The organism is Saccharicrinis fermentans DSM 9555 = JCM 21142 (assembly GCF_000517085.1).
GTDB lineage: Bacteria > Bacteroidota > Bacteroidia > Bacteroidales > Marinilabiliaceae > Saccharicrinis > Saccharicrinis fermentans.
On sequence record NZ_KI912107.1, the window covers coordinates 3494544 to 3506180 of the forward strand.

Sequence of the window (11637 nt, forward strand, 5' to 3'; positions counted from 1 at the left end):
ACGACTTTTAAGATGGCCTACCAAAATACAATCAACAAAAAAACATCAACTGTTCTTTTTTATATTAGCTTGGGCTGCAGCCACCCGGGCAATAGGCACACGGAAAGGAGAGCAAGAAACATAATCCATCCCAACAGAATCACAAAACTCAACCGAGCTAGGTTCTCCACCATGTTCTCCACAAATACCTACTTTAAGGTCTGCCTTAGAAGAACGACCTCTCTCTGTTCCCATTCGAACTAACTGTCCCACACCTTCCTGATCCAGTATTTGGAAAGGATCAGTTTTAAGGATACCTTTTTCAATATAAATGGGCAAAAACTTATTGGCATCATCACGAGAATAACCAAAAGCCATTTGGGTTAGGTCATTGGTTCCAAAGGAGAAAAACTCAGCGAACTCAGCAATTTTATCGGCTGTTAATGCAGCACGAGGAATCTCAATCATGGTACCCACCAAATATTCAACTTTATCACCTCTTTCGGTAAAGAGCAATTGCGCTGTTTGGTGGATTATATCAGCCTGCATCTTAAACTCCTCAACAGTTCCAATTAAAGGAACCATAATCTCTGGCCTGGTAATAACACCTTTAGCTTTCAAATTCAAGGCAGCTTCAATAATTGCACGTGCCTGCATCTCTGTTATTTCAGGATAGGTATTACCCAGACGACAACCACGGTGTCCCAACATTGGATTAAACTCCGAGAGATCAGCCACTTTATTTTTAACATCGGCCAAACTGATACCCATTTCTTTGGCCATTTCCTGTTGTGCCAATTCGGTATGCGGCACAAATTCGTGCAAAGGAGGATCTAACAGTCGGATGGTAACACCATATCCTTGCATGGCCTCCAGAATCCCTTCAAAGTCACCTCTTTGATAGGGCAATAACTTATCCAAAGCGGCCCTTCGTCCTTGTTCGTCCGAAGATAGTATCATTTCTCGAACGGTCTTAATCCGCTCTCCTTCAAAAAACATATGCTCAGTTCTGCACAATCCAATGCCCTGTGCACCAAAACCACGAGCTATCTTAGCATCTTTAGGTGTATCAGCATTGGTACGCACGGTCATACGCGTATATTTGGTAGCAAAATCCATAATAGAGGCAAAGTCACCATCTAACTCTGGCTGACGTGTTTTCACTCTTCCTTCATATACCTTACCAGTAGAACCATTCAACGATATCCAATCTCCCTCTCTATACATTTTACCTTCAATACGCAAAACACGCTCTTTGTAATCAATTTTCAAGGCTCCTGCACCAGATACACAACACTTACCCATTCCCCGTGCTACTACAGCCGCATGAGAAGTCATACCTCCCCGCGCAGTCAATATACCTTTGGCCACTAACATACCTTCCAAATCTTCTGGAGAAGTCTCTATACGCACCAATATGGTTTCAGGATATTTTTTGGCTTCATCAGCAAAGAAAATAATTTGTCCAGAAGCGGCTCCCGGCGAAGCAGGTAAACCCTTGGCCAGTTCATTGGCGGTTCCAATAGCATCCATGTCGAATACCGGATGAAGCAACTCATCCAGTTTATGAGCCTCTATTCTCATCAACGCTAATTTATCGTCGATGATTTTTTCACGATACAGATCCATCGCAATCTTCACCATCGCTGCTCCGGTTCTTTTTCCATTACGTGTTTGCAACAACCATAATTTTCCATCCTGAACGGTAAATTCTAAATCTTGCATATCCTTATAATGGCGTTCCAGCTTTTGCTGTGTGGCATTCAACTCTTTAAAAACCTCAGGCATAGCCTCTTCCAAAGAAGGGTACATCTCCGCTCTATCTTCTTCTGTTACTCCTTGTAGTTCAGCCCATCGTAATGACCCCTCCTTGGTAATCTGTTGAGGGGTACGTATACCTGCCACCACATCTTCACCTTGTGCATTGATAAGATACTCTCCATTAAATATATTTTCTCCGGTGGCAGCATCCCGTGTAAAGGCCACTCCTGTAGCTGAATTATCGCCCATATTTCCAAATACCATGGCCTGCACATTGACAGCAGTTCCCCATTCATGAGGAATACCTTCCATACGACGATACAAAATCGCTCGCTCGTTATTCCAGCTATCGAATACAGCCATTACAGCCCCCCATAACTGCTCCCATGCACTCTCGGGAAAATCCTGACCGGTTTGTTCTTTCACAGCAGCCTTAAACTGAACCACCAATTCTTTCAAATCATCCACATCCAAATCAGTATCCAAATCCACCCCTTTTTGTTCTTTCACCTCTTCCATAATCCGTTCAAAAGGATCAATCTCTTCCTTAGATTCAGGCTTCATACCCAAAACAACATCACCATACATCTGAACAAAGCGACGATAAGAATCCCAAGCAAAACGCTCATTACCTGATTTCAAAGCAATACCAACCACCGATTCATCATTCAAACCTAAATTAAGCACCGTATCCATCATGCCAGGCATGGAAGCCCTTGCGCCAGAACGCACAGATACCAGAAGAGGATTTTTTTTATCTCCAAAAGATGTTTCTGTTAATAACTCAATATTTTTAATGGCAGTTTCAACATCTGATTTTAACAGTGCAACAACTGCATCTTTACCTAACGTATTGTATTCGGTACAAACATCTGACGTAATTGTAAATCCGGGAGGCACTGGCACTCCAATTAGGTTCATTTCTGCCAGGTTAGCACCCTTACCCCCCAAGAGGTTCTTCATATCAGCCCTTCCTTCTGCTTGTCCGTTACCAAAGGTATAAACTCTTTTTACAGCCATAATTAAGGAATTTTTTATAGTTAGAAATTTTGAATTTGGGATATTTTTTACTGTGCTAATAAAGTAAACGATTTTTTTCGAGAATAAAAATGCCTTCAATCAATTCATGCTCATAAACAGCATGTTTCGCGACAGCATTTTTTATAATCATATTTGCAGACCTGAAGATGCAGATAAACTCCTAAACCCGTAAAATACGGGTACAAAAAAAGGTGCCCAAGGCACCTCTTGCTCCATAAAAGAGTTATAAATACTAAATCTGAAACTGTTTTGTGAATTCTTTTGGCTTCATCAAATAATCAACATATTGTGCCCGCTTGTATGCATAAGGTTCTTTCAGACTATTTTTTGACAGTTTACCTTTAAAGTCTTCTAGTTTAGCGTATCCTTTATTTTTCATCCAAACAGACAAATCTTCAAGCATAGTGGTCACCTGTATAAGTCCGTTTTTATAGATGGTACTCACAATCTGCACAGCATCAGCACCAGCTAACAATACTGAAATTAAATCCTCAGCATCATGAATACCATTATTGGCACAAATAGAGCCTTTCACATTGCCAGAAAGAAGCCCTGCATAACGCAAAGAAAGTCTATTATCATTCTTACTACTTAAATTATACGGCATCTTAAGCGCCTCCGTTTCGATGTCAATATCCGGCTGAAAAAGTCGATTAAAAAGCACAAATGCATCTGCTTTGGCATCGTTAAAATTACGGATAACATGGAGCGTATTAGAATAATACGGACTCAGCTTAACACTAACAGGAATTTTTAGAGCTTCTTTCACCTTTATCAGCACTTCCAATTGTTCCTGTTCTATTTGAACAGAGCTCTTTTGGTTTTCGGAAATGGTAGGATAAAAATTCAACTCTATCCCAGCAATTCCTGTTTCTTCCAAATACTTGGCATATTCAACCCAACTTACATCATACAGACAATTGAGGCTTGCAAAAACCGGAATAGACACCGCATCCACCACACTTTTCAAAGCCATCAAATGCGCCTTGGGTCCACTATGCTCTATTTGAGGAAATAAAGAAGTCATTTCTGCATTTCTCTCGTCATATTCATGCAGGTCTTCATCAAGTTCAGCAGCTTCTAAATGGATTTGTTCTTCAAAGAGCGATTTGAAAACAATAGCAGCAGCGCCTGCCTCTTCTAACTTTTGAGCCATTTTAACATCTGTCACCAGGTTGCTTGCTCCTACAATAATGGGATTTTTGAGCTCAATACCCATATACGTTGTTTTTAAATCCATGATTTGTTTGTTAAGGGGTTAATACATTGCTGTTAAAACATTCTAATAATGAAAATGTTTAAATAGCCGAATATCATTTTTTTAGAAAGAGTTTATCATGCAAACAACTATAAACTAAAACAATAAATATAATCCCGCAATGATTATAGTATGAAGGTATTGGAATGCATAACAAATAAGCATATTTTTAAGGCCATTAAATAAACAAAGGCCATAAACGTTTTCAGTTCATATGCGCTCAATACATCAGCATAAAAGCATATTCGATATCAATATAACTATCATAGTATATGTTTTGATATTTTCATCATTGCCCTTATTTTCACAATCTGAATACGGAGGTTTTGAAAATTTGCGCAAAAAAGATGGCCTATTTCATTTAAACACCACATCTCTATACAAAGACAGTAAGGGCTTTCTGTGGGTAGGATCAACAGACGGATTAATGCGTTACGACGGTTCTTTTTTTGATGTATTCAGAAGGGGCCCGCAAGATACCTCGGCACTAAGCGACAATTCAATCACATGCATTATTGAAGATCAAGATGAATATACCTTTTGGATAGGAACAACATGGGGAGGATTAAACAGGTTTGACATTGTAAAAAACACCTTCAAAAATTACCAAATAGAAGCTCTGCGCAATAAAAGGCACAAACGAATCAATTGCATTTACCAACTCAGTAAAGACACCTTGCTAGTTGGAACCGATTTTGAGGGCCTATTTTTTTTCATTCCATCCACAGGTAAGTTCTCAAGAACAAACTGTCCTTACCCACAAACAAATGTTTACAAGATAGCAGATGGTTCTGAAAACATTTGGATTGTCAGCTCCAACGGCTTAATGTGTTTTAGCAAAAAACAAAAAACATATATCAATAATTTCAGCTTGAAAGATATGGACAAGGACGGGTTGGCTAAGAGAAGCGGAACATTTTCGGTTCGCATTCGAGATGTGCTGGAAATTGATGAAGACCGCATCGTTTTTACAACGGGTAATAGTTTATTTGAGTTCAATATAAAAACCCACCAATTATCTAATGTCTTCACCGTGAAAAAAGGTGTCATCTTAAAGAAAATTGTGGCTGATAAATATGGAAACTACTGGGTAGCTTCCATCAAAGACGGTTTATTCTTTTATCATGTCCAAAAGAAAAAAGTCACAAACTATAAAAAAGATGAATCCGACATCTACAATAACCTGCCTTTTGATGAAATCAAGGATATGCTTTTCATAAAGGACCAGGAAATATTATTTGTAGCCACAAAAAACGGATTATTAAAATACGACTACCACAAAAACCTTTTTAAACGATTCAATGCCTATCAGTTAACCAACAACAAAGCAGACCTGTTAACAATGGTATTTAAAGACAGTGAAGGCACCTACTGGATAGGAACCAACGATGGTAAGGTATTTAAAAAAAACACGAACGATACACAATTTGGGCTTTTCTCTAAGTCTTCTGGCACCTACACTTACCAAATCATTCAAGGCGATAATCATACCATTTGGTTCGTCACAAACCTCGGATTACGAAGTTACCACTTAAAAACCAAGGAATTTAAAGCCTATCCTTTTAAAGCAGCAGACAAAAACAAACGTCGACTAAACCACTTACATATAGGCCTCAAAGAAAACAATCATACATTGTGGTTATTGGGGTATGGGGGACTTATACGTTTTAACACCCAAACCCACGCATATGAGACCTTCGACAATGAATTTTTCCTTAAAAAAACTGGATTAATAAGATTTGTATCGCTGGATTTTTCTCTTGATAAACAATTTCTATGGTTTTCTGAACGAGACGGAAATTTATTTAGATTCCAGATCAAAACCGGCAAATACGAAAAAATAAACACCCCAATGACCAACCGCACAACAAAAATGATTGTTGACGTGGAAGTTGACAAGCAAGGCAAGCTATGGATTGCCACCTTTGGTTCAGGAGTATTAATTTACAACCCCGAAACAGACAGCATCTCAAATCAACTTGCCATCAAAGAACTTGAGAGCTATGTTTATGGAATCCTTTCCGATAACAATGACCATATGTGGGTAAGTTCAAACTTTGGCATTAGTAAAGTAAATACAAATGACATGTCGTTCTTAACCTATGATATGAATGATGGTAGTTTGTGGAAAGAATTTAACAAGCGGACTTATTATAAAGGAGAAGATGGTATCTTACTTTTTGGAGGGGATGAAGGCTTTATCGAATTTGATCCTGCCCACATTTATCAAAACCCTTACAACAAGGCACCACAAATAAGTGCATGGAGCAAACAAACCAGGGTATCTGGCTTTATGTCTGAATTATACGAAGATGTCACTTATATTAAAGATACCCTTGTACAATACCACAAAGACGATGGCGGAGATATTAAATTTTTTCCATCGGTATTAAATTATTCCCACTCCAGCAGTAACCGAGTCAGCTGGAAATTGGAGGGCTATTCTACTAACTGGACCCGGAGTTACACCTCAGAACCTATCGTTTTTAATAACTTAAAATCCGGAAAATATGTTCTCCGGGTTAAAGGGATTAATAACCATGGTATTGAGAGCAAAGATGAAGCACGTTTAAATGTAATCATCATACCATCATACTACGAAACCCTATGGTTTAAACTTGGCATTTTCACAATCATATTATTAACGATATATGCCATTGTTAAAGTTAGAACAACTTGGTACAGTGATCAAAAAAAGGTTTTACTCAATATGGTGAACGAAAAAACCAAAGAAATATCTACTGCCAATAAAGAACTAGAAAGAACAAAAGAAGAGATCTTGAATCAAAATGTAGAATTGAACATTCATCGTAATTACCTCGAAGATTTAGTGAAGATAAGAACCCGAGACCTAGAAAAAGCCAAATTAAAAGCAGAAGAATCCGACAGACTCAAAACATCTTTCCTAGCAAACCTTTCCCATGAAATCAGGACTCCCATGAATGCCATTATTGGCTTCTCAAGCCTTATTCAACTCGAAGAGTTTCCTGAAGATCAGAAAAAAGAATTAATATATCATATTGGACAAAGCAGCGAAACCTTGCTAACATTAATAGATGACATCATAGATATCTCGCGCATAGAGACCGGAAATATTAAGTTATCTAAACAACAGGTGAATATACCCGACATCATTAAAGAAACCATCAAAGAATTAAGTTTTGAGGATAGATCTACTTATGTTGCGTTTGTGGAAGATTGCTCCCTGGCAGAGGAAGATCAAAATATTTATTCAGACAAACAGCGCCTAAAACAAGTGTTGAGTAATTTAATACGAAACGCATTTAAGTTTACCAAAGTTGGACATGTAAAGCTAACGGTAAAAAGGATACCTCCCAAGGATTTACAAACGCTTGGATTTGAAAATGTAAGATACGAGCAAGACAACATGACACCTATTTTATTTCAGGTAGAGGATACCGGAATAGGTATTGAGGAAAGTGATTTAGATCTGATATTTCAACCATTCCAAAAAGCCAATAGAAATAAAGTATACAAAGGTATGGGCTTAGGATTGAGTATTGTGAAAAATATTATTCAACTATTAGGAGGAGAAATCATTGTAAAATCAAACCTTGATCAAGGAACCACCTTTAGCTTCTACATAAATGCCCATTTCTTGCATTCTCAACACCAGCTGGCATCCGAGCATAAAAATTGATTTTAACACCCCAAACAAGTCTTCCTAAAAAAAGGATAGCCGGAAAAAATGCATTAAAAATCTATTAGAAATAGTAATTCACTGCCAATCAAGTCGCCAGCTAACTTACTTTTCGATTCACCAAACCGTATAGCACCAAAGAAAATCCTATGATAATCATACCCAGAATAGGGATTAATTCTGCATGCTCATTGGGAATAATAATCCAACTTAACATAGCTCCGAAAATAGGTATGATAAATTTCCATATATTTAAATCTGACACACGCACCTCGGAACGCTGAAGCAACGTAAACCAAATGGTAAAAGCAGTCGCTGACAAAAAGCTAAGCCACCCCAAAGATAAAAAGTAAGCCACAGGCATATCAAAACCAGAAAAAGGTTCAAATATCAAAGAAATCAAAAAAAGCACCAGTCCACCCATACTCATTTGCCAAGCACTTAATACTGTTGGAGAAATTTTTCCTTTTTGTTTCGACACAAAAACGTTTCCTATCCCCGATGAGATATTGGCCAAAATAAGAATACCCATACCCATCATTTGTTGCAATCCACTTTCATCACCCCAGCCTTTATCATAAGCAATCAAAGCAATACCGCCAATCCCTAAAGATATGGCCAGCAACTTCTTAAAAGACAATTGGTCGTTCTTTTGCATCACCGAAGACACCAAGGCAGCAAACAAAGGTTGAGACCCAATTAAAATAGCCGCAATAGCCCCGGGAACCAAACTAACACCTAAATAAAACAAACTATATAAAATAATCGTTTGAAATAACGAAACCCGGGCTATAAGCCAAAAATCACTCCGCATAGCAGATACAAATACCCTTAAATTTTTGGTAAGAGGAATAATAAATAAGCCAGCAAAAAAAAATCGGATTCCTGCAAATTGCAATGGCGTAGTATATTGAAGCCCTATTTTAATTCCTGCAAAGGCTGTTGACCAAAGTAAACAGGCTATGATGGCCAAAAAATAAGTATGCGTTATTATTTTTTTCATGTTTATATTTTTCTTTCAAAGGCCATATGGAACAATATGACCTAAAAAACAAGCCACGAAGATAGTTTAAATATGAAAGGATATGAATTAATCCTTCAACTTTGGAAAGCCAAATAATATGGCCAAAATAGAGATGAGTCCCATCAGGTATGGATAAAATAAATATTGCATAATCTCAAAAGGTGAAATACTTGCCCCTGCCAAACCAATAACAGCTAATATCTGTGCTCCATAGGGCAACAAGCCCTGCATAAAACAAGAGAAAGTATCCAATATACTAGCCGACCTACGAGCTTTAATACCATATTCTGCAGATATATCCTTAGCAAGCGGGCCTACCATTAAAATTGTAATTGTGTTATTGGCGGTAAAAACATTAACAATAGAAGTCAGAAGGGCAAGGCTTAGTTCAGCGCCCCGTTTCGATCGTGTATTCTTTCCGATTAATCTGATAATATAATCGATTCCTCCATTATATCGAATAATCTCTACCATTCCCCCCACTAGTATCGAAATAATAATAATTTCCGACATCCCATCCATTCCATTACCAATAGAATTCACCATACCCCAAGCATCAAAACTACCTATAGATAAGCCAATAATCATAGCCAAAACAGAACCAAAGACCAACACCATAAAAACATTCATACCTGCAAGAGCGGCCGCTAGAACAAACAAATAAGGCATCACCTTTAACCACTGATATTCTATATCATGATTAACAATAGGAACCGTCTGCTGAGGATTCAAAAACAGATAAATAATAAAGGTAATGATGGCAGCTGGTAAAACAATGATAAAATTCACCCTAAACTTATCCCTCATCTTACAGCCTTGCGTTCTGGCAGCAGCAATAGTTGTATCTGAAATAAATGATAAGTTATCGCCAAACATAGCTCCTCCAATAACAGCGCCCAAAGCCAAAGCTACAGAAATACCTGTTTGCTCAGCAATACCCATTGACACAGGCGTAAGGGCAACGACGGTTCCCAAAGAAGTTCCTACCGACAATGAGATAAAACATCCTATTATAAATATACCCGCAATTAAAACATTGGGTGGAAGAAGATGAATACCAATAGTAACCGTTGCATCAACTGCTCCCATTGTTTTTGCCAAATTAGCAAAAACACCCGCCAATATAAAGATCAAACACATCATCATAATCCCCGAGTTGCCCATTCCTTTTAAATAAGTCTCGGTTCGATCCTTAAACTTTCTTTTTGTATTCATTCCCAAGGCAATCACCGATGCTACCAAAAAAGAAACAGGAACTGGCATCTTATAAAAATCTCCGGAGATAACCGAGGAAACCAGATAAAGTATAAGAAATACAATAATAGGCAACAAAGCTAGTATCGGGTGCTTCAAGGATTTGCTTTCCATTTTTTTTTGCAAAGAAAGCTATTTTGAACGAGTTAGTAAAACAAACCTTCTGATATCAAAATAACATCTCTACCATCTACACGAACCTATTCATTATTAGACCAAAGCTTTACTAGGCAAAACAGAAATAACATCAATGAGTATCCTCCCTTACAATACTTCCAGCTCCACCAACTTACAACTCACATCCGTTCGTTGCAACCCACTTACCTCAAACAAAGCATTAAAATATTTTGCCTCACTTCCTATTTGCTTTTGAAATTTAGTAAGCCAAGCTTTATCGGTAAAATTTCGCACCGTTGATAACACGCCTATATCGTTATTTGACACAAAGTACAATGCACTTTTCCCTGATGCAAACGAAGTATAGGAAACCATCGCATATTCAACTTTATGATTACCTCCATATTGGGTGTTATATATTTTCTCGATACGACCATTTTTATACATAAATCCATCGTCAAACGTAGTAAACACCTTACTGTTCTTTAAAAACAAAGTTCTTGACAGGTTCATTGTTTTATACTGACCTACAAAAACAATATTGTACTTGGTCACATCTTCGTATTTCATTTGACTTTCTAACCCGAGATTAAAATCACTTTTATATGACTGAAACCACAAGCTCAACGACTTAACTGTGTACGGAGCCATTTTTGTCATTAAAGTATAGTCAGTTGTCTTTATTTTCTTTTGAGGATGTGCTTGCGTATATTCTATAAAGTCATCATTACTATTCACTTCCGGATATGACACTCCATAATACCTACCATCCTCAAATCGCTGAGAAACAACAAATTGATCGGAAATAACAAGCAAATTTTGGGCATTGGGATCAAAAAAATTTTTCCACACCAAACAAGGTTTAGAAACATAAGTTTTGATACAGCAAAAAGCAATGATGAACAGCAATACAAATCCACCACTCAACTTAAAATATTTGATTGGAATGGTTACTGTAGAAATTTCACTTCTCTTTGTTTTAAGATATTCATGAGACGATAAAAAACTCAAATTATATTGCCCTTTAGCTATTTGAAATACTACTGTTTCGTTTGCTCCCACTTCATTATAATAATCGGCTAACTTTTTTCTTAGTTTATGTATATAAGAACGAACTGTACTATTGCTTTTGTTTAGGGAATAATCAATACCATATAGGTCACTGCCTATAGTAACCTCATTTAACTCTTCGTTGTTGAGTGTTTTTACTACAAGGTATTTTAACAAATCGATATAAGTAGGAGAATGAACAAATAGTTTGTGCCCACATATACGCTTTAGTGCCTCCTCAATAACTTGCTTTTTATTATCCGGGATCATAGTTCACAAAAATACGACGTTTTTTTAAGAAAGCACATTCTGATAGACAAAAGAAAGCAACGTAGCAACTACACCGCATCAAGAAATGGCACCTTTGGACTTAACGCAAATGACGCACCAGAACTTTATGATAAGAGATAAAAGAGCAACCCATCAAAAACTTGTTGAAATAAGACATAGTACTGCTATGAAAAATGAACACAAGCTTATTTACACATTGAC

At 37.4% G+C, this 11637-nt stretch carries 6 protein-coding genes; 1 reads left to right on the top strand and 5 read right to left on the bottom strand.

Going from position 1 to position 11637, the window contains the following annotated elements:
• Window positions 1–45: 45 nt before the first annotated feature.
• Together ppdK and CYTFE_RS0114225 are read right to left on the bottom strand one after the other, a co-directional pair.
• Window positions 46–2760 carry a pyruvate, phosphate dikinase gene (gene ppdK, locus CYTFE_RS0114220; protein WP_027472332.1) on the bottom strand — a complete coding sequence of 905 codons (2715 nt, stop codon included), beginning with the start codon at window positions 2758–2760 and terminating at the stop codon, window positions 46–48.
• Window positions 2761–3013: 253 nt separating this feature from the next.
• On the bottom strand, window positions 3014–4021 hold the full coding sequence (locus CYTFE_RS0114225; protein WP_027472333.1) for a dihydroorotate dehydrogenase-like protein: 1008 nt from the start codon (window positions 4019–4021) through the stop codon (window positions 3014–3016).
• Window positions 4022–4253: 232 nt separating this feature from the next.
• Here CYTFE_RS0114225 and CYTFE_RS0114230 point away from each other — a divergent pair, with 232 nt between their 5' ends.
• Window positions 4254–7700 carry a sensor histidine kinase gene (locus tag CYTFE_RS0114230; protein WP_027472334.1) on the top strand — a complete coding sequence of 1149 codons (3447 nt, stop codon included), beginning with the start codon at window positions 4254–4256 and terminating at the stop codon, window positions 7698–7700.
• Between the two features lie 100 nt (window positions 7701–7800).
• Here CYTFE_RS0114230 and CYTFE_RS0114235 read toward each other — a convergent pair whose 3' ends face one another.
• The 3 genes from CYTFE_RS0114235 to CYTFE_RS0114245 all read right to left on the bottom strand — a co-directional run bounded on the left by CYTFE_RS0114235 (window position 7801) and on the right by CYTFE_RS0114245 (window position 11415).
• The gene (locus CYTFE_RS0114235) at window positions 7801–8703 is read right to left on the bottom strand and encodes a DMT family transporter (RefSeq protein ID WP_027472335.1); all 903 of its coding nucleotides are present in this window, start codon (window positions 8701–8703) and stop codon (window positions 7801–7803) included.
• A gap of 87 nt (window positions 8704–8790) precedes the next feature.
• On the bottom strand, window positions 8791–10092 hold the full coding sequence (locus CYTFE_RS0114240; RefSeq protein WP_027472336.1) for a Na+/H+ antiporter NhaC family protein: 1302 nt from the start codon (window positions 10090–10092) through the stop codon (window positions 8791–8793).
• Window positions 10093–10242: 150 nt separating this feature from the next.
• A complete protein-coding gene (locus CYTFE_RS0114245; RefSeq protein WP_027472337.1) occupies window positions 10243–11415 on the bottom strand; it encodes a helix-turn-helix domain-containing protein in 1173 nt (390 codons plus the stop codon).
• Window positions 11416–11637 lie beyond the last annotated feature (222 nt).

Bases quoted from the DNA above. Each gene is read 5' to 3' on its own strand.
- ppdK (WP_027472332.1), bottom strand. From the start codon at position 2,760: ATGGCTGTAAAAAGAGTTTATACCTTTGGTAACGGACAAGCAGAAGGA.
- CYTFE_RS0114225 (WP_027472333.1), bottom strand. From the start codon at position 4,021: ATGGATTTAAAAACAACGTATATGGGTATTGAGCTCAAAAATCCCATT.
- CYTFE_RS0114230 (WP_027472334.1), top strand. From the start codon at position 4,254: ATGCGCTCAATACATCAGCATAAAAGCATATTCGATATCAATATAACT.
- CYTFE_RS0114235 (WP_027472335.1), bottom strand. From the start codon at position 8,703: ATGAAAAAAATAATAACGCATACTTATTTTTTGGCCATCATAGCCTGT.
- CYTFE_RS0114240 (WP_027472336.1), bottom strand. From the start codon at position 10,092: ATGGAAAGCAAATCCTTGAAGCACCCGATACTAGCTTTGTTGCCTATT.
- CYTFE_RS0114245 (WP_027472337.1), bottom strand. From the start codon at position 11,415: ATGATCCCGGATAATAAAAAGCAAGTTATTGAGGAGGCACTAAAGCGT.